General features: G+C 61.6%; 18 protein-coding genes and 1 tRNA gene. 14 read left to right on the top strand and 5 right to left on the bottom strand.

Annotated features, from left to right (window positions below; genetic code table 11):
- The first annotated feature begins 116 nt into the window (after positions 1–116).
- Positions 117–1,382 carry an ATP-dependent Clp protease ATP-binding subunit ClpX gene (gene clpX / locus BM173_RS05505; protein ID WP_090478163.1) on the top strand — a complete coding sequence of 422 codons (1,266 nt, stop codon included), beginning with the start codon at positions 117–119 and terminating at the stop codon, positions 1,380–1,382.
- A gap of 147 nt (positions 1,383–1,529) precedes the next feature.
- Entirely contained in the window at positions 1,530–2,204 is a 675-nt protein-coding gene (locus BM173_RS05510; RefSeq protein ID WP_245755771.1) for a response regulator transcription factor, read from the top strand.
- Positions 2,205–2,278: 74 nt separating this feature from the next.
- Here the strand turns inward: BM173_RS05510 and BM173_RS05515 are convergent, their stop codons facing one another.
- Positions 2,279–5,032 carry a TonB-dependent receptor domain-containing protein gene (locus BM173_RS05515; protein WP_090478169.1) on the bottom strand — a complete coding sequence of 918 codons (2,754 nt, stop codon included), beginning with the start codon at positions 5,030–5,032 and terminating at the stop codon, positions 2,279–2,281.
- A 108-nt stretch (positions 5,033–5,140) separates the two neighbouring features.
- Complete coding sequence (locus BM173_RS05520; RefSeq protein WP_090478173.1) at positions 5,141–6,709, bottom strand: hypothetical protein; 1,569 nt, start codon at positions 6,707–6,709, stop codon at positions 5,141–5,143.
- Positions 6,710–6,974: 265 nt separating this feature from the next.
- Here BM173_RS05520 and BM173_RS05525 point away from each other — a divergent pair, with 265 nt between their 5' ends.
- The 10 genes from BM173_RS05525 (at position 6,975) to BM173_RS05570 (ending at position 18,493) form a co-directional block, all read left to right on the top strand.
- On the top strand, positions 6,975–7,358 hold the full coding sequence (locus BM173_RS05525; protein ID WP_090478176.1) for a hypothetical protein: 384 nt from the start codon (positions 6,975–6,977) through the stop codon (positions 7,356–7,358).
- Positions 7,359–7,505: 147 nt separating this feature from the next.
- Positions 7,506–8,138, top strand: coding sequence for a lytic transglycosylase domain-containing protein (locus tag BM173_RS05530; protein WP_245755772.1), 633 nt, complete (start codon positions 7,506–7,508; stop codon positions 8,136–8,138).
- A gap of 6 nt (positions 8,139–8,144) precedes the next feature.
- A complete protein-coding gene (locus BM173_RS05535) occupies positions 8,145–8,447 on the top strand; it encodes a TrbC/VirB2 family type IV secretion system protein (protein WP_090478178.1) in 303 nt (100 codons plus the stop codon).
- Position 8,448: 1 nt separating this feature from the next.
- Positions 8,449–8,733, top strand: a complete 285-nt coding sequence (locus BM173_RS05540) for a VirB3 family type IV secretion system protein (protein WP_090478181.1) — start codon at positions 8,449–8,451, stop codon at positions 8,731–8,733.
- Entirely contained in the window at positions 8,723–11,158 is a 2,436-nt protein-coding gene (locus BM173_RS05545) for a VirB4 family type IV secretion/conjugal transfer ATPase (protein ID WP_090478183.1), read from the top strand. The genes BM173_RS05540 and BM173_RS05545 overlap by 11 nt, the downstream gene beginning before the upstream one ends.
- Entirely contained in the window at positions 11,155–12,327 is a 1,173-nt protein-coding gene (locus tag BM173_RS05550) for a TrbL/VirB6 family protein (protein WP_090478186.1), read from the top strand. The genes BM173_RS05545 and BM173_RS05550 overlap by 4 nt, the downstream gene beginning before the upstream one ends.
- The gene (locus tag BM173_RS05555; RefSeq protein WP_090478189.1) at positions 12,324–13,097 is read left to right on the top strand and encodes a TrbG/VirB9 family P-type conjugative transfer protein; all 774 of its coding nucleotides are present in this window, start codon (positions 12,324–12,326) and stop codon (positions 13,095–13,097) included. The genes BM173_RS05550 and BM173_RS05555 overlap by 4 nt, the downstream gene beginning before the upstream one ends.
- Entirely contained in the window at positions 13,097–14,230 is a 1,134-nt protein-coding gene (locus tag BM173_RS05560; protein ID WP_090478192.1) for a TrbI/VirB10 family protein, read from the top strand. Before BM173_RS05555 ends, BM173_RS05560 begins: the two co-directional genes overlap by 1 nt.
- Before the next feature lie 15 nt (positions 14,231–14,245).
- Positions 14,246–15,274, top strand: coding sequence for a P-type DNA transfer ATPase VirB11 (virB11, locus tag BM173_RS05565; protein ID WP_090478194.1), 1,029 nt, complete (start codon positions 14,246–14,248; stop codon positions 15,272–15,274).
- Positions 15,275–15,475: 201 nt separating this feature from the next.
- Positions 15,476–18,493 (top strand): TonB-dependent receptor, encoded by a 3,018-nt coding sequence (locus BM173_RS05570; RefSeq protein WP_090478197.1) that lies wholly within the window; start codon positions 15,476–15,478, stop codon positions 18,491–18,493.
- A 57-nt stretch (positions 18,494–18,550) separates the two neighbouring features.
- Here BM173_RS05570 and BM173_RS05575 read toward each other — a convergent pair whose 3' ends face one another.
- Positions 18,551–19,267, bottom strand: a complete 717-nt coding sequence (locus BM173_RS05575) for a queuosine precursor transporter (protein WP_090478200.1) — start codon at positions 19,265–19,267, stop codon at positions 18,551–18,553.
- Between the two features lie 60 nt (positions 19,268–19,327).
- On the opposite strand from BM173_RS05575, the gene BM173_RS05580 reads away from it, so the two are divergent.
- Both BM173_RS05580 and BM173_RS05585 read left to right on the top strand, forming a co-directional pair.
- Positions 19,328–19,404: transfer RNA gene (locus BM173_RS05580), tRNA-Arg, on the top strand.
- Positions 19,405–19,847: 443 nt separating this feature from the next.
- Complete coding sequence (locus BM173_RS05585) at positions 19,848–20,933, top strand: S1C family serine protease (protein WP_245755773.1); 1,086 nt, start codon at positions 19,848–19,850, stop codon at positions 20,931–20,933.
- 57 nt (positions 20,934–20,990) lie between these two features.
- Here BM173_RS05585 and BM173_RS05590 read toward each other — a convergent pair whose 3' ends face one another.
- Positions 20,991–21,467 carry an Hsp20 family protein gene (locus tag BM173_RS05590; RefSeq protein WP_177201807.1) on the bottom strand — a complete coding sequence of 159 codons (477 nt, stop codon included), beginning with the start codon at positions 21,465–21,467 and terminating at the stop codon, positions 20,991–20,993.
- Between the two features lie 251 nt (positions 21,468–21,718).
- Complete coding sequence (locus BM173_RS05595; RefSeq protein WP_090478207.1) at positions 21,719–21,910, bottom strand: DUF465 domain-containing protein; 192 nt, start codon at positions 21,908–21,910, stop codon at positions 21,719–21,721.
- Between the last annotated feature and the right edge of the window lie 37 nt (positions 21,911–21,947).

The following is a 21,947-nucleotide window of genomic DNA, read 5'->3' on the forward strand; positions in this document are numbered from 1 at the left end:
TGCCGCTTCAGCTTGTGGCAAGGGGATGGAATTACCTAGGATATTGACCCAATCCCGCACCGGCCTAGAGTCGGCGAATCCCAGTCTGTGGGCGGATCAGCGGGGCAGAGCAGGAAATGACCAAGTTGAGCGGAACCGATAGCAAATCCACGCTGTACTGCAGCTTTTGCGGAAAATCGCAGCACGAAGTTCGCAAGCTGATCGCGGGCCCGACCGTGTTCATCTGCGATGAATGCGTGGAATTGTGCAACGACATCATCCGCGAAGAAACCAAGGCCGGCATTTCGGGAAAGAAGGACGGCGACGTCCCGACCCCGTCGGAAATCTTCGCCACGTTGAACGATTACGTGATCGGCCAGGACCGTGCGAAGCGCGTCCTCTCGGTTGCCGTGCACAATCACTACAAGCGCCTGAAGCATGCCGGTAAGGCCGGCGATGTCGAACTGGCAAAATCGAACATCCTGCTCGTCGGTCCTACCGGTTCGGGCAAGACGCTGCTGGCTCAGACGCTGGCGCGCACCTTCGACGTGCCCTTCACGATGGCCGATGCGACCACGCTGACCGAAGCCGGTTACGTGGGCGAAGATGTCGAGAACATCATCCTCAAGCTGCTCCAGTCTTCCGACTACAATGTCGAAAAGGCACAGCACGGCATCGTCTACATCGACGAGATCGACAAGATCACCCGCAAGGCGGAAAATCCCTCCATCACCCGCGACGTTTCGGGTGAGGGCGTGCAGCAGGCGCTGCTCAAGCTGATGGAAGGCACCACTGCCAGCGTTCCGCCGCAGGGCGGTCGCAAGCATCCGCAGCAGGAATTCCTGCAGGTCGACACGACGAACATCCTGTTCATCTGTGGCGGTGCTTTCGCAGGCCTGGAGAAGATCATCGCCGACCGCTTGCAGAAGCGTTCGATCGGCTTCGGCGCGCATGTCGCCGATCCGGACAAGCGCCGCGTTGGCGAACTGCTGGAAAAGGGCGAGCCGGAAGATCTCCTGAAGTTCGGTCTCATCCCCGAATTCGTCGGCCGTCTGCCGGTTATTGCGACGCTGCGCGACCTCGATGTCGATGCTCTGGTTACCATCCTGACCGAACCGAAGAACGCGCTGGTCAAACAGTACCAGAAGCTGTTCGAGCTGGAAGATGTCGAACTGACATTCCAGGAAGACGCGCTGAAGACCGTTGCCGAGAAGGCGATCAAGCGCAAGACGGGTGCCCGTGGCCTTCGTTCGATCGTGGAAGGCATCCTGCTCGACACGATGTTCGACCTGCCCGACATGGACGGCGTCACCGAGATCGTGATCGATGCCGATGTCGTCGAAGGCAAGAAGGACCCGATCCAGGTTCACGGCGGGAAAAAGAAGAAGGAAGAGGCAGCCTAAGCCTCTCTCCCATCTCGAGAAACATGACCGCGCCCGCTTCCAGACCGAAGCGGGCGCCGTTTTGTTACAGCCTGCGAAAACCGGTCATATGGCAGTCACATCCCGCCGCCATCACTCCTGAAATATTGGGGCTTAAGGACTTCGCGGGTGAGCGTAACCACTATCTTGATGACCGGCGATGACGGGGACGTCTTCGGCGATTTCGACCATGGCGATGTGCAATATGTTTTCGGGCGGCTGACGCCTGCCGGGCCCGGACGCCTGATCGAGGGACCGATCTGCGCATTCATCGACTGGGTCCTGACGGACATGTCCGGTCTCGAAATGTGCCGCCGCTTGCGGGCCGATCCTCGCACGTCTTCGGCCCACATCACGATGATCCTCGAAAGCTGCGATGCGGAAGACAAGCGGCGCGCGCTGGCCGCCGGTGCGGACGATTACATCGTTGGCCCGGTTGACCGCACCGCGGTGCTCGATCGGGTACTGGCCCTGGGAACAGGGCGCTCGGGAACTGCAGCGCTCAAGACGTTTACTCTCGGCGAGCTGGAAATCGACATGGATGCGCTTCAGGCCCGCTGGGCGGACAAGCCCATATCGCTTCGCCCGAACGAATTCCGCTTGCTGCGCTATTTCGCCGAGAACGCGGACCGCGTCCTTTCGCGCGACGACCTGATCGAGGGGCTCGGAAAGCAGGAACCGCCGATCGACGAAAGAACGGTGGACGTGTGGATCGGTCGCTTGCGCCGCGCCCTGCGCGCAGCAGGTGCGGGCGAACCCATCCGTACAGTCAGGTCGCTTGGCTACGTTTACGACAGCCACTGATCGGCGACCGGATAAGAGAAAAGACCCGCCTCTCACATCGAGAAGCGGCCCTTTTCCGTTGGGAGCTGGCAGTCCTAGAATTTGAGCGAGGCGCCGAGGCTGATGCTGCGGCCGACCTGATAGCTGTTCACGTCGATGCGTGTCTCGCCATTGGTCTGGAACTCTTCGTGATCGGTGCCCGTGAGGTTGCGCGCTTCGAACTTGAGTTCCAGCTCGCTGCCGAGGAATTCGACGCCTTGGCGGGCCACGAAATCGAGCTGCAGTCCGGGCTCCTCGATGATGTCGGGCAGGGGGCCAGCACCACGGCTCGTCACACGTTCGCTGGCGTATTTCACCAGCACGGTGAACTGGCTGAGACGGTCGAGGTCTTCGAGGCCCAATTGCAGGTTGACGATATGATCCGACTGCCCGGTCAGCGGCACGCCGTCGTCGAAGAAATTCGTCGCCGGCTGGTCTGCGAACGGGAAGACGGAAGCGATGTCATCATCGGCAACGGAGATTTCCGACTGCGTGTAGGTGTAGTTGGCAATCGCGACGAAGCGCTTGCTGTCGAACCATTCGCCCAGATCGTAGAGATCGTAATTCCACTGGAACTCGACCTCACCACCGTAAAGCTGCGCCTTGGGGGCGTTGGCGAAGCCTGAAATGATATCGTTGTCCGAGAAGCTGGTGAAGACCTCGATCGGGTTCTCGATATCCTTGTAGAAGCCTGCCGCGCTGATGCGGCTGCCTGCGCCGAAATAATATTCGAGGCGCGCTTCGGCATTGATCAGTTCGCTGTCGACCAGGCGCGGGTTGCCGTTGAACTGGCGGTTCGTTTCCGGATCGAAATAGGTCTGGAAGATCAGCTCGCGGAATTGGGGCCGTGCGATCGTCTTCGATGCGCTGGCGCGGAACTGCAGGTCATCGCTGATTTCCCAGGTCAGCGTACCGCCAGGCAGCCAGTAATCGTTCGACAGCGAGGTGCCGCTGGTGGAGCCGAGCGGTTCCGCGAACACTTCGACAGCCTGCACGGATTGCTCCGCATCTTCGTAGCGAACGCCGATATCCAGCGAGACCACGTCGAAGGGCGTGATCGCCAGCTTTGCATAGCCGGCGTGGATTTCCAGATCGGCTGCGAAGGCGGGATCGGTCTGGGTGGTTTCGAAAATGTTGTATTCGAACGGACCGATACCTGCGGCTTCCTGCGCATCGCGATCGAAGCCGAGAGCGATGAGTGCATCGCCCAGGAGATTGTCTGGGCGGAATGCGCCAAATGCTTCGGGATAGGCACTTGAGGCGCGGATATCGAACTCCCGCCGCGTCGAGAACCGGCTGGTGTCGGTATTGGCATAGCCCACGGTCGCACTCAGCCAGTCGGCGAAGAAGTAGCTGACATCGGCGCCGCCGTAGTAAAGGTCTTCCTTGAGGTCCGAAAAGGCGACGATCGCACCCCCGCGCTGCGGGTCCAGCGTGTTGAGGAATATGCCGCCGAGCGGATCGTTTTCGTTATTGGTGCGGACATAGGTGAATTCGTACTCGAACGGGGCCTCGCGCTTGGTCTGGGCATAGCCGCCGCGAAGGTCGATCGAGAGATCGCCGAACTCGAGTTCTGCAACACCCTGCGTATTGAACAGCTGGCGTTCGAACCACGAAGTGTCCTGGACGATTTCTTCGTCATCGTCCTGGAAATCGATGCCACGGGCGAGCGAGGCGCGCTTCAGCGTATCGTGGATGAACAAATTGGTGAGGCGGAACTTGTGCTGTCCCACTTCCAGCCCAAAGCCGAGCATGGCGTTTGCGAGCATGCGGTTGTCGGTCACGAACTGGTCGAAATCGGTATCGAGATCGAGCGCCTCGTTGACCGCCGTCTGGCGCGTGATGAAGCGGTTGCGCCATTTGTTGCTGAGCGATGCGGTGGCGATCACCCCGAACTGGCCGTCCTCGAACACATCGAACGCCGTGCCGGCCGTGATGCCGCCGGAGAAATTGACCGGTAGTTCGCCCTTCTGGAGCAGGATCAGATTGGGGTCGTTGAGTTCGCCAAGGATGCCCTGGAGGTCGACATTGTCGTCGCCGATACGCGCACCGCTGTCGAAGAAGCCCTGGAGCGCGTCGTAATTGGAAACCTTGCGGCGACCGTTATCGAACCCGGTCCAATCGTAGTCGCCGCCGTAGTAAGTGTATCCCGGACCGAAGGTCGTCTCGCTATCGCCGCTGATCGAAGCGGACACGGTGACGAAGCTTTCGGTCGGGATGGCGCGGGTGGTCAGATTGATCACGCCGCCGCCGAATTCGCCGGGGAAGTTCGCGGAATAGGTCTTCTGGACCAGGCTCGATGCGACAACGCTGGTCGGGAAGATGTCGAGCGGCACCACGCGGCTGAGCGGCTGCGGGGACGGCAGGGGGAGGCCGTTTAGCAGGGCAAGCGAATAGCGATCGCCAAGGCCGCGGACATAGACGAGACCGTTGCCTTGGGTCGAAAGGCCGGTTACGCGGCCGAGCGCACCCGCGATATCACCTTCGCCGGTACGGGCGATGCTCTCGGTGTCGAGTACGGTGATGACCTGGCTGGAAGAGCGGGTCACGTCGCGCTGGCGGCGACCGGTGACGATGATCGAACCGCCGGGGACCGAAATGTCGGGCTGGGCCTGTTCTTCGACGTCGGCAATGTCGCCGGGTACGGTATCGTTCGCGTCGTCGATATCGTCGGTCAGCTCCTCGTCCGGCACCTCCGCTTCTGTCGGTGGCGGACCTTCGGCGCCGGTACTCTGCGCCAGAGCGGCTGCCGGGAAGGTGAGGGCGGTTGAAAGCAGGAGCAGCCCTGCCAGCTGCTTGCCAGTGGACATTTGATGACCCCCTTGAAGACTAGGTCGAAACAGGTTGAGGCATCGGCCTCGAAAGAAGTGAGGGCGGGGACAGCGCGTGAATGCGCTGCCCCCGCCCGGTTTGTGCGATCAGTTGTAGACCGGCAGGCTGTCGCAGCCTGACACGGCGTTATCGAACGTCACCGTCGCCGAGTTGCAGGTCCAGCCGTTCACCCAGGTATCGTTGCCCGGGAAGGCCGCGCCGATGTTGCTCGGCAGTTCGAAGAAGCTCGACCATGCGGTCACATCGAAGACCGGCACGGCGTTTTCGTTCGAACCGTTCACGAACAGCATCGAAAGCGTGTTGATGAAGGCCGAGTTGTTGTTCGTGCCAGCGTCGAACACGGCGGCGATTTCGGCGTCGGTCGCGCCCGAGCTGTCACGGAACGGGTCCGAGCAGTCGAGGACCAGCGAGTCGAAAGCGACCGGACCAGCTTCGTCAGGGCCGGTGGTGCGGGTCAGCTCTTCCTGGCCATCAATGCGCAGGCAAGGCGTGTCGTTGGCCGAAACCACGACCGAGTTGGCGATGCGGTAATCCGCAAAGCCGCGGATGCGGATGACCTGGTCGATGGCGTTCTGGTGGACGAAGGTCGCATTCGAGATGCGGGTGTCCTGACGCGGGGACGAATCGTTGAAGGCGTTGTCGGAATCGGCTTCGATGATCGTGTCGCCTGCGCCGGGGCGCTGGATGGCGATGACGTATTGCATGTTGGCCTTCACGCCAGTGTCGGTGTCGATGCTGTCGTCTTCCGCACCAACCACGATAATGCGCTTCACATTGACGCGGCCGCCGAAGAATTCGACGCCGTCATCCGAGCTGTTGTAGCTCATGATGTTTTCCAGCGTCGTGCCCGAACCGATGCCGCCAGTGGTAAGCGACTGAAGTTCGTTGTCGCCCGAAAGGACGAAGCCCGAATAACGGATCTGGACGAACTTCATGCTGCCCGAGCTGTCGCCCGGGGTCGCACCGCCGAAGATGGCCGGATCGGCTGCACCTTCGACCTGGCGTTCGCAGTTGACGCTGCCCGGCGTAGCGCCCGAAGCGATGCAATCGGTGACCGGAGCGCGGCCCGAAAGGACGACGCCGCCCCACTGGCCCGACGAGTTAGCCCCATTGATGCCGATGACGTTGTCGCGGCTGGTGAAGATGATCGGACGAGTGGCCGTGCCGTTCGCCTGGATGGTGTTGCCGCGGTTGACGTTCAGGAAGCTCGAACCCGAGGCATAGATGATCACGCCCGGCTCGATGGTCAGTTCGACGTCGGTGTCCGAAAGACCGTCGCTCGCGTCGGGAGCGGGGCCACCGTCGGTGCCGACGTCGACACGGCCGTTCATGCGATAGAGCAGGCCTTCGATATAAGGCAGGGTGATGCTGGCGTTGATGCGCGAGGGCAGTGTGCAGACGCGGTATTCGCCGGTCGGGCCCGTGATCGTGCCGTCATCGGTCAGTCCCTGCGGGTCGCTGATCGTCGGGCAGCCGTTTGCCGGCGTCACGGTCGACGGCGGCGGAGTCGGGGTCGGGGTGGGAGCAGGCGTTGCCGGCGGATTGTTGATCGTGATGTTGCCGCCGGTGCCGGGCGAAACGATTTCGTCGGCGCCGCATGCGGACAGAGCGATGGCAGAGCAGCCCAGGACGAGCGAGCGATGGATATTGGTCACGGGTACGGTCCCCTCAAAAACCGGATGAGTCGGATGAATTTCGAATTGCGAATTCGTGATCGCGACTCGCCAGCTAGGAGCGGCGTGTGACAGTTTGTGACGCTTCGTGACCGTTATGTTGCACTTTCAACAGCTTTCACCGCCGGTCAGTGCAATCGCTGCGGATTTCGCCGGTCATTGCAGATTTGTGACAATGTTACGGTTTTGTTGCAGTCGCTGAAATCTTCGCTCAAAAAGCCACTCAAGAAAGAGTGGGAGAGAAAAGATGTCCTTCGCCGTCGCAGCAACGCTTCTGGTCATGGGTAACGGCCCGATCGAAGTCGTTTCCAACGCCGAGCCGAGCTACAATATCGGTTATGAAGAGCTGGTGGCCGGGGATCCCGCCGGTGCTCTCGAAGTGCTCGAAGCGCAGTCGGGCGCCGATGCGCAGGATCCGGCGCGGCTCATCAATCACGGGGTCGCCCTCGCGCGGCTCGGTCAGCACGAGGGGGCCCGTGAACGCTTCCAGCAGGCCGTCCGGCTGGATGACCGTTACCGCCTGGAGACCGCTGATGGATCATGGGTCGACTCGCGTGTGCTCGCTCGTCGCGGCCTCGCGATGATCGATGAAGGACGCACAGCAGGCTTCGCATCGCTGGCCAGCCGCTAGGCCCACAGAACACCACCGAGACGCCCGCTTTCCTCTACGGAGAGCGGGCTTTTTCTTTGGGGAAAGAGTTTTCCCCAGGCATTCAGCTTCTTGTCACCCTCGTGTCATGTAAGGTCTTCAGAGGGGCCGCACGGAGGGTGTTCGACGATGATTCGTACACGATGGGTGCTCCACGCGATTTGCGTAGGCGGAGCATTCGCCGCTTTCCCGGTGAAGGCGGATGTCATGGAGATCGATGCTGACGGAGCGCGCTGGATAGCCGGCGACCGCGCCGCCACCGAAGCTGCGCCCGACGAGTTTATCATCCCGGCCGATGGCAATGAGCCGGTTCCCGAAGGGCTTGCCATCCCCGACCATGTCATCGCCGACCCCGCGGCGCATTCGGCAGGCGTGCCGGAAATCTACCGCGCCAAGATCGCCGAGCTTTCGCAGCGCTTTGACCTGTCGCAATCGCTCCTCGAAGCAATGGTCTGGCAGGAAAGCCGCTGGCGGCACGACGCCGTTTCGCCTGCCGGTGCCCAGGGCCTCGCACAGCTTATGCCCGCGACTGCCCGCGAACTGGGCGTGGATCCGCGCGATCCTTTCGCCAATCTCGAAGGCGGGGCGCGTTACCTGAGAGCGCAGCTGGATCGCTTCGACGGCGATTTGGAAAAAGCGCTCGCTGCCTACAACGCCGGTCCGGGACGCGTGGAGCGCGCAGGCGGCGTACCGCGCATTCGCGAAACACAACTTTACGTGGCCTCGATCATGGGCCGCCTTGCAGATCATTCACGGGAGTAATCCGACTTGAAATCGCTTGTTACCCGCTCGGCCGCACTGGCCATGTTGCTTTGGTCGAGCGCCGCTTTCGCGCAGGGCGCAGACCCTGCAGGCTCGGGCCCGATCGTCAATGCGCTGTCATGGCTGCAGGGCACCTTGCTCGGCAATGTCGCAACCGCCGTCGCCGTCATGGCCGTGGCTGCCGTCGGCTTCATGATGCTGACCGGTCGCCTGAACTGGCGCTTTGGCGCAACCGTGATCATCGGCGTGTTTATCCTGTTCGGCGCGGCTTCGATCGTTGCCGGTATCCAGGGCGTGGCGGCAGGCTGACATGACCGCGCTCGTCCGCCACCCCGTCCATAAGGCGCTCACCCGGCCGCAGATGTTTGCCGGCGTGACGTTCAATTACTTCATCATCAACGGGGTGGTGACGACCGAGATTTTTCTCATCACGGGCAGCTTCTGGGCGCTGTTCGCCGCGCTCGTGATGCATGGCGTGGGCTATTTCGCCTGCCTGCGCGAACCGCGGATTTTCGACCTCTGGATGACCAAGGTCAGTAAATGCCCGCGCGTGAAGAATTACAAGCGCTGGGGGTGCAACAGCTATGCCGCGTGACCGCAAATGGATCGGTCCCGCCTCGTGGAGTGCGCGGGAAGCAAGGGCGGGCGACCGCCTGCCGTATTCGCGCATGGTGGACGAAAATACCGTCCTGCTGCGCGACGGCAGCGTGATGACCGCAATCCAGGTCCCTGGGCTGCTGTTCGAGACCGAAGATAGCGAGGCACTGAACGCGCATGCCGCGACGCGAGAGGTGGTGCTGCGCTCCACACTCGACGCGCGCTTCGTGCTTTATCACCACGTCATCCGCCGCCGCGTTTCGATCGACCTCGAAGCGGAGTTTCCCGATCCCATCAGCCGCCATATCGATACGCGCTGGAAGGAGCGGCTCGGGTCGGGCCAGCTGTTCGTCAACGACCAGTTTATCACCCTGATCCGCCGCCCTGCGCGCGGAAAGGCTGGCTGGGCCGAAAAGGTATCCAAGCGCCTCAAAGGCCGCAAGGACCGGCTGGAAGCCGATCCCAAGGACCTGCGCAGCCTGCGTGCTGCCGCACAGGGGCTCATCGCTTCGCTGCAGGCTTACGGCGCAGTGCCGCTAGGCGATTATGTCGGCGCACAGGGCAATACCAATTCCGAAATGCTGGAGCTGCTTTCCGCGCTCTACAACGGCGAGATGCGCCCGGTGCGCAAGCCTGCGGACGACGTCGATATCGGCCACATGCTCCCCTATCGCCGCGTCAGCTTCGGTCTCGACGCGATGGAACTGCGCGGATCCGGCTCGCCTGATTTCGCAGCCATCCTGGGCCTCAAGGATTATCCGGAAGCAACCAGCCCGGGACTGCTCGACGGCCTGCTGCGCCTGCCGTTCGAAATGGTCGTGTGCGAAAGCTATGCTCCGGCCGAGCGACAGACCGCGCGCGAACGGATGGACCTTTCGATCCGGCGCCTGAAATCGGCCGATGAAGAGGCGATGGCCGAACGGGCAGACATGATGGCGGCACGCGATGCGCTGGGCAACGGGGCTGTCGGCTTCGGCGATCACCACCTCACCGTGATGGTGAAAGAGCGCGATCTCGCCCGTCTCGATGATGCAACGGCCGCCTGCAGCGCAGCGCTTGCCGATACCGGAGCGATTGCGGTTCGCGAGGATACCAACCTCGAACCTGCGTTCTGGGGCCAATTCCCGGGCAATGAGAGCTATCTCGTGCGCCGCGCCCTGATCTCCAGCGCGAATATGGCGAGCTTTGGTTCGCTGCATGGCTTTGCGCTCGGCCAGGCGCAGGGCAATCACTGGGGCGATGCGGTCACCCTGCTGGAAACCACCAGCGCCACGCCGTTCTTCTTCAACTTCCACCACGGCGACCTAGGCAATTTCTCGGTCATCGGGCCGAGCGGGTCGGGCAAGACCGTGGTCATGAATTTCCTCGCCGCGCAGGCTCAGAAGTTCAAACCGCGCACCGTCTTGTTCGACAAGGACCGCGGCGCAGAACTGTTCGTGCGCGGCATCGGCGGACGCTACGACAGTATCCGCGCTGGAGAGCCGACCGGGTTCAATCCGCTGGGCCTGCCCGATACTCCGACCAACAAGGCGTTCCTGCGCGACTGGCTGGGCGTTTTGCTCGGCGCGAACGGTCCGGAAGAAGAAGCGACGATCGCCCACGCGGTCGATGCGGCCTATGCCAACGATGCTTCGCTTCGCCGCCTGCGACATTTCAAGGAGCTGCTCTCCGGCAGCAAGCGACCCCAGCCGGGCGATCTGGCAGACCGCCTGTCGGCCTGGATCGGCGAGGGCGAGAAGGCCTGGCTGTTCGACAATGCGGAAGATCGACTGGACCTGTCCGCCCGAGTACTCGGTTTCGACATGACGGCGCTGCTGGAAAACCCTGCGCTGCGTACGCCGACAATGATGTATCTCTTCCACCGGATGGAGGAGCGGCTGGACGGAAGCCCCACGATGATCCTGATCGACGAGGGCTGGAAGGCGCTGGACGACGAGGTCTTCGCTGCCCGCATCCGCGACTGGCTCAAGACGCTGCGCAAACGCAATGCACTGGTCGGGTTCGCCACGCAATCTGCTCGGGATGCGCTGGAAAGCCGAATATCCACGGCGCTGGTCGAGCAGACGGCGACCATGGTTTTCATGCCAAACAGCCGTGCGCGGGCCGAAGATTATTGTGATGGCTTCGGCCTCACCAGTCACGAACTCGCCCTGATCCGCAGCCTGCCGGCCCACAGCCGCTGCTTCCTCGTGCGCCAGCCCGACGCAAGCGTGGTAGTCCGCCTCGACCTGTCGGGCGCCCCTGAAGTGCTGACGCTGTTGTCGGGCCGCGAAAGTTCGGTTCGCCGCCTCGACCTGCTGCGCGAGGCAATGGGCGATGCGCCCGCCGACTGGTTCCCCGCTTTGACCGGCTCCGCATGGCCGGGCGGTGCTCAGGACAGCGCCCATAATGACGACATTCAGCTGGGGCTTGCCGCAGAATGACAAGCGCAGCCTGCCAGCAAGCGACGGATCAGGTCGGCAACGGTGTCGCCGCCGCCTTGCGCGGTGTCGACTGCATGGCAGGCGAAGCGTCGGCTATGGCGTTCGGCCGCCTGTTTGCGCCGGGTGGGGCCCTTGGCACCACGCTGACGATCCTGCTGACGCTGTACATTGCGATCTTCGGCTTCCTCCTCCTGACGGGCAGGGCCAATATCGGCGTGCGCTCGCTTGTCCCGCGCATGATGACGCTCGGCCTGGTACTCACCTTCGCGACCAGCTGGGTTGCCTATCAGAGCGTGGTCTGGAACCTGGCGGTGGGAACGCCCGATTACCTCGCAGGCGTCCTCACCGGCACGCAAGGATCGGCCACCGATACCTTCGCCCAGAAAATCGACGTGGTCTTCATCGCCATTCAGGAAGCGAGCGGCAGCAACACCGATTTCTCCGCATTCTCGCCGCAAGGGTTGATGTGGCTGGGCGCGATGCTGTTCATGCTCGGCACGGTCGGCCTTCTGGTCACGACCAAGATCGCACTTGGCATCCTTGTCGCAATCGGTCCGCTATTCGTGGTGCTGGCGCTATTCAACGGCACGCGCGGGCTGTTCGTCGGCTGGCTCAAGGGCCTGGTGATGTGCGCCCTAGCACCGCTGTTCGCGGTGCTGGGCGGGTCCATCATGCTCGAACTTTCGGTTCCGATCCTCTCTTCGATCACCGCAACGCCCGGCACCGTTCCGGCGCAGGCGGGCATGGCCTTCTTCATGATCGGCGCGGTACACGTCGCGCTGATGGTGCTCGTCCTGAATGTCGCAGGAGCCATGGTATCCGGCTGGACCGTGTTTGGCCTTGCGTCGGGCAAGTCCGAACGCGACGAGCAACCTGCAGCCGCTCCCGCTGCGGTCGCGCAGCCGCATCTCGTTGCTGCGCAGGCCGCCACGCAGGCGAGCGAACAGGCGCGCCGGATCGATATCTCGGCAACAGCGACCGCGCCTGCCGCCAACGACGCGTCGGCCGCAGCCGGCAGCGTGCGCAACACCAAGGTCTACGCGACCGCTTCAGCAAATACTCAGGCAGGGTCCGCCACGACGGGACCCAGCCGGACCATGGGAATAGGCAGCAGGTTCAAGCCCGCGCCGACCCGCGGTCCAGCCCCTTCAACGGAGAAATCGTCATGAAACGCGCAGCCCTGACCGCGCTTGTCCTTGCCCTGACCGCAACCCCGGCGCTGGCCGATGCGCGGCTGAAGCAGGTCATGTACGACGAATACTCCGTCGTCACCGTGCCCGGACGCGTCAACGTCCAGGCGAGCATCGTGTTCGGTGACGACGAGACTATCGAGAATGTCGCGATCGGCAATTCGGCAACCTGGCAGGTAACGCCGAACAAGCGTGCGAACATCCTGTTCGTCAAACCGCTGGAGCCGCGCGCCGCGACCAATCTGACGGTCGTCACCAGCAAGCGGACCTACCTGTTCGACCTCGTGGCATCTCCGACGGCCAAGCCTCTCTACATACTGCGCTTCGACTACCCGGTCGAGCCGGAAGACGAAGTCGCCGACACGCAGCTGGCCGATGCGGATGCTGCTACGAGTGAGGGTGAAGTTGTTACCCAGACATTCGATCCGGCCGACATCAATCTCGCCTGGAGCGGCGAGGGCGAAGCATCGCTCTTGCCCGACAGCGCTTTCGACGACGGGCAGACCACCTATTTGAAATGGCCTGCCGGGCGCGACGTGCCCGCTATCCTCGTCACCAATAGCAAGGGCGAGGAGGGGCCGGTGAATTACACCGTCAATGGCAACACAATCGCCATCGACGGCGTGCCTCGCGCGATCATCCTGCGCACCGGCGAACGCACGGCGACCCTCGTCAATAGCGGTCCCGAACGTGCCTCTACCACCCAGCAGCGCGGCGATGCCGTGCTCGCCCAAAGGGAGACGAAGTGATGCGTCTTGCCATGCGCCTGCCCGAAAAGAAGCCCGGCGACAGGGGCGTCGCTAACGATTTCGATCCGCGCGATGAAGCCGATGCGGAAGTTATCGACCTCGCCCAGCGCAATGCCTTTCCCGCCGTCGCCCGACCGGGCGGAAAGTCCGATGCGCTCGGCATGGTTGCAGGCATCGCGATCGTGGCAGGCCTGGGTGCCGTCACATTGTGGAGCATGAGCGCGGCCCGGATGCCCGAACCCCAAGGGATCGGCGGGCAACAGGTGGCCGAGCCTGCCGCAATGCCTGCGCAACCCGCCCAGGCTCCCGCTGTCGTAGTGGCGCCTCCAACCGCCAACCAGCAGGCCGCGATGGCTGACCCTGCACCCGCGCCCGTGCTTGCCGCAGCGCCGCAGCCCATGCCCGGGCCCAATCCCTACAGCAATCCGACCATCGTCTTCGATGCTGGCAGTCCTGCAGTCACCGGACCGGCTGCCGCAATCGCCGCAGAGGCGGCCAGCGGTGGAGCAACGGCCAGCGGCAATTCAGCGACCGATTTTGCCAGCCGCGTAGGCGGCGTCGGCGGTGCGCCTGCGCAAGCCAAGGCGATGACCAATCCCTCGACCACCGTCACGCAAGGCACGCTGATCCCCGCTATCCTGGAAACCGCCATCGACACCAATGTCCCCGGTTTCGTGCGCGCTGTGGTCAGCCAGGACGTGCGCAGCTTCGATGGCAGCAAGGTGCTCGTCCCGCGTTCCAGCCGCCTGATCGGGCAATACCAGTCCGGAATGCAGAACGGCCAGAAACGCGCCTATGTCATCTGGACGCGCCTCATCCGGCCCGACGGCGCATCGGTGAACCTCGCCTCGCCAGCGATCGGTTTCGACGGCACGACCGGGCTCGAAGGCAAGGTCTCGGGCGCCGGTTTCTTCCAGCGCTTCGGATCTGCCATGCTGCTTTCGGTGGTCGGCGGCCTCGGCACGCTTGCCACCGGAGGTGCAGGCGGCATCGTCCTTGGCGGGGCGAGCCAGTCGGCAGCTTCCACCGCCGCACAGCAGGACGGCCAGCGCGGCCCCACGGTGCGCGTGAAAATGGGAGAACCTATCCGCATCTTCACTGCCCGCGATCTCGACTTCTCGAAGGTCAGCTGAGGGCCCTGATCGATCATGGCCGCCGATATTCATCCTATCCTTGCCGATCCCGATACGGACGAAGCACCTGCAATCGACACCGCAGGCGAGCGCAGCGTCTACCTCGACGCCTATCTCAAGCCTTTCGCGGAGTGGCTTGAGCGCGACACGGTAACCGAGATCCTGGTCAATCGCCCGGGCGAGGTGTGGGTCGAAGATGCCGCTGCAGGCGGGATGCACAAGGTAGAGCGTCCCGACATCGACGACCGCCTGATCCAGCGACTGGCGGAACAGGTGGCGCGGGTCAGCCACCAGGGTATCAACCGCGAGCACCCTTTGCTTGGCGCAACACTGCCCGACGGCGCGCGTATCCAGTTCTGCGGTCCGCCTGCTGCGCGCAAGCACTGGGCAATGGCCATACGGCGCCATCGCCGGCTCGATCTTCCGCTCGATGCGTATGATGCAGGGCCGCTTGCACCGCGGGAAGAAGGCCTGCTTCCCGATGCGCAGGCGGAGCCGATCGCATTCCTGCGCGAAGCCGTGCGCCAGCGCCGCACAATCCTCGTTTCGGGTGGCACCAGCACGGGTAAGACTACCTTCCTCAATGCCATGCTTGGCGAAATTCCAAAGCAGGAGCGCGTCGTCCTCGTCGAGGATACGCCGGAACTCAAGCTGCCGGGCGCGAACGGCGTCGGCCTGGTCGCAGTCAAAGGAGAGCTGGGCGAGGCCAAGGTTACCGCCAACGAGCTATTGCAGGCCGCCTTGCGGCTGAGGCCCGACCGGATCGTGCTGGGCGAATTGCGCGGTGCGGAGAGCGTCAGCTTCCTGCGGGCCATCAACACGGGCCATCCGGGCAGCTTCTCGACCATCCATGCAAACAGCCTGCGCGGCGCTCTCGAGCAATTGTCGCTGATGGTCATGCAGACGGGAATCGGCCTCACACGGCAGGACACGATCGCCTATGCGGCGAGCGTCATCGACGTGGTTGTGCAGCTCGAACGGAGCCCGGATGGGCGGCGAGGCATCGCGCAAATCGCCAGAAGCGAGGATTTGCTCGAAGCGTGACATTTTAGCGCTGAGGTGCCGTGAGGCCCCAATGCCGTAACGTCACCCGGTGAATTGCGACTTTTCGCAGTCGCAACATATCCATCGCAAAATGCTGTTGCAGCGCAACAATCGTGCGCTGAACCTTGCTTGCATAGGATTTCATGATAGCTTTTCTCACCTAGGCCGCCTCCAGAGCGGCCAGGGATGAGGAGAGGGATTATGAAGATCAGAGCAGGCCTTCTGGCCGGTATCTGTGCGGGTGCGCTCGCCGTTCCAGCCTATGCACAGGATGTCACCGGGGACGACAGCGAATCCGGCATCGCGGAAAATATCGACCCTTCGCGCGTCATTATCGTGACCGCGCAGCGCCAGGCACAGAGCCTGCAGGAAGTCCCGATCGCGGTCAGCGCCTTCGATGCCGAAGCACTCGAAGCGCAGCAGATCGAGAACGCCAGCGATCTCCAGCTCACCTTGCCCAACGTTTCGTTCACCAAGTCAAACTTCACCAGCGCCAGCTTCACGATCCGCGGGATCGGCGACCTTTGCGTCGGCGTCACCTGCGATGCGGCAACCGCAATCCATGTGAACGGTTCTCCGTTGTTCGGTACCCGCCTGTTCGAAGCGGAATATTTTGATCTCGAACGCGTCGAGGTCCTGCGTGGCCCGCAAGGCACCCTGTTCGGCCGCAACGCAACCTCGGGCGTGGTCAACGTCGTCACCGCCAAGCCCGACCTGTCGGGCTTCGGCGCTGCAGCCGAGTTCGAGTACGGCAATTTCGACAGCATTCGCGCCAAGGGCATGGTCAATGTGCCCATCGGCGACAGCATCGGCGTTCGCGTTGCCGGTTATTACCTCAATCGCGACGGCTATACCGAGAATCTGTACGACGGATCGAACATCGACGGGCGCGACATGTACGCCATTCGCGGTTCGCTCCGCTTCGAGCCGACCGCGTCCACCACCATCGACCTCATGGGTTTCTATTTCCACGAGGAAGATGATCGCCTGCGTATCCAGAAGCAGACCTGTCAGCGCGACCCAACCGGCGTGCTCGGCTGCCTCAACTCGCGGCGCGACTTCGACAGCACCAATGCGAACGCTACCCTCGCATCAGTCCTGACCTCGGCGGAGCTTTTCACCATCCAGGGTCTGCCGGCTTCGCTTGCTCTTGGCAGCGTCTATGGCCCCGACGGCTTCGCCAATTTCGACGAACCCGATGACGTGCGTGTCGTGAATACGCCGTTCACGCCCGATTACTTCGCCGACGAACTGCAGTTGCAGGCACATCTCGACCAGGACATCGGAGCGATGAACCTGTCGCTGACGGGTATCTACCAGGAAACCACTGTCGACAGCCGCCAGGACTACAACCTCGGCGTTCTGGACCGCAGCGGATATGCAACCGGTCTCAACACGCTGCAGTTCTTCGCGGATAACGGCTTGCCGATCACCGATCCGGGAACGGGTGCAATCCTCGGCTTCATCCCGGGATCGAGCGCCTATTTCTCACCCATTGCAGATGCGTTGATACCCAACGGCCCCAATGGACAGCTGTGCACGTCCGACAATGATGACGAAAACTTCGGTGCCTATGAGGGCAATTCGATCTGTTCGGACGCGCCGCTCAGTTTCGACAGGTCCGTCCAGTACCAGACTTCGTGGTCGGCGGAAGCGATCCTGTCGAGCGATTTCGACGGGCCGTTCAACTTCCTCATCGGCGGCATCTACGCCGAGTCCGAAGTTAGCGAAAACAGCTATTACGTGAACGCCTTCGGCCTCGACTATGCGACCGGCCTGCTCGGCACCTTTGCGGCTTTCGCGAATACCGATCCGGTGACCGATGCGCCAGCACCGTTGCCGCCGTCCTATCTCGCGACGTCGATGTACCACAACAATACGACTGACTTCTCGCTCGAAAGCTTCGGGATTTTCGGTGAAGTCTATTTCGACATCACGGACCGGCTGAAGTTCACCGGTGGCCTGCGCTACAACGACGATAAGAAAACCGTCGAAGCGCGCACGACCCTGGCGAGTTTCCTGAACCCGTTTGCCAACACGGCAGATCCGTTCACTTCGCCCTTCGTGGCCGGTTTCGATGCGGATCCGGGCACCGATGGCAACCAGCTGCTGCAGACCCGCGAAGTTTCCTTCAACGAGATCACCGGCCGCGCCGTGCTGGACTACGAAATCAGCCCGGACAACAACGTCTATTTCTCCTATTCGCGCGGTTACAAGTCGGGTGGTATCAACCCGCCGCTGTCGCCGATCTTCGCGGTTGAGGAGAGCTTCGGGCCCGAGCAGATCGACGCCTTCGAAATCGGTTCGAAGAACACCTTCCTCGATGGCGCTGCGCAGGTGAACCTCACCGGCTTCTACTACGACTACAAGGGCCTCCAGCTCAGCCGCATCGTCGCGCGTACTTCGGTCAACGATACGATCGACGCCAAGATCTGGGGTCTCGAACTCGAAACGATCATTTCGCCGAGTTACAACTGGCTGATCAACATGAACCTCAGTTGGCTCAATGCCGAGGTTTCAGGCGACCAGTTCTTCTCCAACCCGCGTGACCCGGGTGGCGGCGATCCCGACGCCGTGATCATCAAGGATCTCGGCAATGGCTCGCTCTGTGCGGTGACCGGAGCGGGAGCGGATGGCTTCATCAACTTCCTGAACCCGTATTTCGGGCTTCAGGGCACGAGCGAATTCCCGGCGGACGGCGGAATCGCTTCCTCGGGCGCATTCGGTATTTGCAGCATCTACGAGGCTGCCGCTGCCGGTGCGATCGGACTGGTCAATCCCGACCTTGCCCCGCTGCAACCGTTCATCGACAGCTTCGGGGCTATTTCGGTCCTGAGCCCCGGTGTCGAGGTGAACCTGAAGGGTAACAAGCTGCCCCAGGCACCCGAATACAAGGCCTCGATCGGCGTTCAGTACACAGCCGAATTCGGTAGCGGCATGACGCTGGTGCCCCGCCTCGACATCGCGATGACGGGCGAGCAGTACGGCAATGTGTTCAACGGATCGGTCAATCGCATCGCCCCGTTCGTGCAGGCCAATGCGCAGGTGCAGCTGAACTCTGCCGACGAGCGCTGGTATGTCCGGGCATTCGTCCAGAACATCTTCGACTCCAACTCGGTCACGGGTCTCTACCTGACCGACGCGTCGTCGGGTAACTTCACCAATATCTTCACTCTTGACCCGCGCCGTTACGGCGTTGCTGTCGGTGCGAAGTTCTAAGGTACCCTTTCAAAAGGGGGAGAGGGAGGGGCGGTCCATCGGGCCGCCCCTTTCGTATCAGGCGTCCTTGCCGGTGGTCGCGAAAGGCGAAAAGTCCGTATCCGTGTCAAAAACCTCGACGCCTTCCGCCGCCTTCAGCTTACCAACTACCAGGTAGGTGAAGGGAGTTAGCACGGCTTCCCAGACAACTTTCAGCAGCCAGTTCGTGACCATCACAATCAGCACGTCGCGCGTGTCCCAAACGCCAAAAAAGGCCACGGGATAGAAAATCGCGCTGTCCACCGCCTGCCCGAACACGGTCGAACCGATAGTCCGGCTCCACAGCGCCTTGCCCTTGGTCCAGATCTTCATTCGCGCAAGGACGTAAGAATTGACGAATTCGCCCGCCCAGAAGGCCATGATCGATGCCAGGACGATGCGCGGAACCTGCCCGAACACGCTCTCATAGGCCTCCTGGCCGTCCCAGCTTGCAGCCGGCGGCATGGCGACGACGGCCCAGCTCATGAAAGCCATGAAGATCAAGGCTGCGAAGCCGACCCAGATGACCCTGCGCGCCTTGGCATAGCCGTATACTTCGGTCAGCACGTCCCCGATCACGTAGCTGATCGGGAAGAACAGGATGCCTGCCCCAAAGGTGAAACCGGCGACTGTCGAAAGCTTCGCCGCGCCGATGACGTTCGACAGCAGCAGCACTGCAACGAAGCTCGCCATGACCATGTCGAAATAGCGAAAGCGGCGGGGCGCGCTGGGGGCGAGTGTATCGGGCTTATCCATAGAGCGCTGCCTATCCCCGATTGGCGCACGCGCAAAGGCACGTTATGGGCTGAACCGCGCGCGCCCGTAGCTCATCTGGATAGAGCGCGAGACTTCTAATCTTGAGGCAGCAGGTTCGAGTCCTGCCGGGCGCGCCATCTCCGGACAGTTCCTGTTGGGACAACCTTACCGTGACCCAGTCACAACCTTGGTGTGACCTTTTCGCAGATTTGCGTGGGTAGTAGGAGCGGATCTTCGATCGCGAAAGATCAAATGACGGCACTGCGCCCCCATTTCGGTCACCCTCGGACAAGCTGACCATGACCGTCAGGCAAGCGAAACGTGACCGTCACGTTTCGTTTCCGTCCGGAACGCGCCCCAATTCGGACGTTCGAGTTCTCTTAGAGGAACCTGAAAGCGGACTGGCAGCCTAGCGTTGGTTATGGGCTTCCCTAATGTCCGATCATGGATTGAAATTTGTAGATACCGCTGTCGATCGAAGAATGAAGCGGCGTTCCATTGATCCTGGTATAACCGGCGCTATTTATCTGTGATGAGAAGATCGTTGACGAAGGCAACGCCAAATTCGCGTCCATGGATAGTGGTTTTGATCATAATGAATGGGCTCCTCTTAGCTGCAACAGTGTCGTTACTCTTCAACCAGTCGGCTCCGGTGGCCGAGCCACGGATGGTCACTCCGCGTGGAGATCTAGCTGCAGATGAACGCGCCAATATCGACCTGTTCCGCAATGCCCGAGAGTCCGTCGTCTTCATATCGACACGGCAGCGAGTTGCCGATTTCTGGACACGTAATGTCTATAGCGTCCCGCGCGGGTCGGGTTCGGGACTCGTGTGGGATGAGGCAGGTCATATCCTTACCAATTATCATGTCATCGAGGGTGCATCAGAAGCGCAAATACAGCTTGCTGACGGTCGCCAGTTTTCCGCCACACTGGTGGGTACGAGCCCACAGCACGACCTTGCTGTTTTGAAGATCGGCGGTGCAGGTTTCACAGCGCCCGCTCGGGTCCCCATAGGAACGAGCAATGATCTGCAAGTCGGGCAGAATGTCTTCGCGATTGGAAACCCGTTCGGCCTAGACTGGACCCTGACTAAAGGGATCGTCTCGGCACTGGATCGCTCGCTGCCTAATGAGAACGGCCCCGACATTCGCAACCTGATCCAGACCGATGCGGCCATCAACCCAGGCAATTCGGGCGGTCCGCTGCTCGATTCAGCGGGCAGACTGATCGGGATCAATACCGCAATCTACAGTCCCTCGGGGGCATCGGCAGGCATCGGTTTTGCCGTACCGGTCGACACGGTCATGCGGGTTGTGCCGCAACTGATTTCTGAGGGTCGCTATACGCGACCCAGCCTTGGCCTTGAAAGCGATGACGATATCAGCGACCGGCTCAAACGCGCTTCGGGGATCGAAGGTGTTTTCGTACTGCGGGTCGATCCCGGGTCCTCAGCGGATCGCGCCGGTCTGATTGCAGCGCAGCGCACTAGGGGCGGCGTAGCTCCTGGGGACATCGTTACCGCTCTGAATGGCAAACCTGTGTCCAGAGTGGGCGATCTGCTCGCCCGACTTGACGACTTTCGCGTCGGACAAATCGTCGAACTCACGCTGATGCGCGGCGGCGAAGAGCGCATGGTCAGGCTTAAACTCGAACCGGGAATCTAATTTACCAAGATGGGCCGGTCCCATTGGTGAGACCGGCCCTCTCAGCTGCCATGAGGCTCAGGCCGCCTTGTCTTCAGTCAGCTGCGGCGTGTCGTCATTGCCATGCTTGTTGCTTCCGATGGCGATCTTGCGCGGCTTGAGCGATTCCGGGACGATCCGCTGGAGCGAAATCGTCAACATGCCGTGCTCATAGTCCGCATCGCGCACTTCGACATAGTCGGCCAGCTGGAACCGGCGCTCGAACGCGCGCGCAGCGATACCGCGATGCAAGAAATTCACACCGTCTTCGTCTTTCTCGTCTTTCTGACCGGAGATGACGAGCTGGTTCTGCTGTGCGGTGATGTCTATTTCGTCCGGACGGAAGCCGGCCACCGCCAGAGTGATCCGGTAGCTGTCCTCGCTGGTTCGGACGATGTCGAAGGGTGGGTAGCTGTCCTGCGTCTCAGCACGGAAGCTGTTTTCGAGCGCATCGAAGAGCCGATCAAAGCCGACCGTCGAGCGGCGATAGGGGGTCAAATCAAATGCAGTTCTCATTTCCAAATCCTCCTTGTTGAGCAATCTGGGCACGAGAAGCGTCAGCGAACGAAAGAGCTGACGCCCTAATGTCCAACCGGACCCGTTATGGCATCCGGTATTAACGAAATTAGGAAATACGCAGTTGATTTCAAGACAGGATAGAATTTTTTATCCTCGTGTTTTCAGTATCTTGCAAGAAAAAACCAGGCACACCGATACAGGTCCGCCTGGCTTTCTTCCAGGAGACAATTTGTTTGGTTCTAGTCCGTTTACGCGGTCAGCCGATCGCTGCTCGCGTGATCGGAAGCCCAGCTTCGCATCTGGTCCTTGAGCGCCAGTTTGAGCTTCTTCAGGCGGGCAATCAGAACTTCGTCAGGCTTGGGTCGTTTGCTTTCCAGCCGGATTTCGTTCTCGAGCCGAGCATGTTCGCATGAAAGATAGTCCAGATACCTGTCGGTCATTATCTCCTCCTCTCTCATTCGACCGATTTTCTGACAA

It is taken from the genome of Qipengyuania nanhaisediminis, from assembly GCF_900115585.1.
Lineage (GTDB): Bacteria > Pseudomonadota > Alphaproteobacteria > Sphingomonadales > Sphingomonadaceae > Qipengyuania > Qipengyuania nanhaisediminis.

Excerpts from the sequence above, each read along its gene's own strand:
- BM173_RS05590 (WP_177201807.1), bottom strand. The coding sequence starts at position 21,467 with ATGAGAACTGCATTTGATTTGACCCCCTATCGCCGCTCGACGGTCGGC.
- BM173_RS05550 (WP_090478186.1), top strand. The coding sequence starts at position 11,155 with ATGACAAGCGCAGCCTGCCAGCAAGCGACGGATCAGGTCGGCAACGGT.
- BM173_RS05525 (WP_090478176.1), top strand. The coding sequence starts at position 6,975 with ATGTCCTTCGCCGTCGCAGCAACGCTTCTGGTCATGGGTAACGGCCCG.
- BM173_RS05570 (WP_090478197.1), top strand. The coding sequence starts at position 15,476 with ATGAAGATCAGAGCAGGCCTTCTGGCCGGTATCTGTGCGGGTGCGCTC.
- BM173_RS05540 (WP_090478181.1), top strand. The coding sequence starts at position 8,449 with ATGACCGCGCTCGTCCGCCACCCCGTCCATAAGGCGCTCACCCGGCCG.
- BM173_RS05555 (WP_090478189.1), top strand. The coding sequence starts at position 12,324 with ATGAAACGCGCAGCCCTGACCGCGCTTGTCCTTGCCCTGACCGCAACC.
- BM173_RS05530 (WP_245755772.1), top strand. The coding sequence starts at position 7,506 with ATGATTCGTACACGATGGGTGCTCCACGCGATTTGCGTAGGCGGAGCA.
- clpX (WP_090478163.1), top strand. The coding sequence starts at position 117 with ATGACCAAGTTGAGCGGAACCGATAGCAAATCCACGCTGTACTGCAGC.
- BM173_RS05595 (WP_090478207.1), bottom strand. The coding sequence starts at position 21,910 with ATGACCGACAGGTATCTGGACTATCTTTCATGCGAACATGCTCGGCTC.
- BM173_RS05515 (WP_090478169.1), bottom strand. The coding sequence starts at position 5,032 with ATGTCCACTGGCAAGCAGCTGGCAGGGCTGCTCCTGCTTTCAACCGCC.
- BM173_RS05575 (WP_090478200.1), bottom strand. The coding sequence starts at position 19,267 with ATGGATAAGCCCGATACACTCGCCCCCAGCGCGCCCCGCCGCTTTCGC.
- virB11 (WP_090478194.1), top strand. The coding sequence starts at position 14,246 with ATGGCCGCCGATATTCATCCTATCCTTGCCGATCCCGATACGGACGAA.
- BM173_RS05545 (WP_090478183.1), top strand. The coding sequence starts at position 8,723 with ATGCCGCGTGACCGCAAATGGATCGGTCCCGCCTCGTGGAGTGCGCGG.
- BM173_RS05560 (WP_090478192.1), top strand. The coding sequence starts at position 13,097 with ATGCGTCTTGCCATGCGCCTGCCCGAAAAGAAGCCCGGCGACAGGGGC.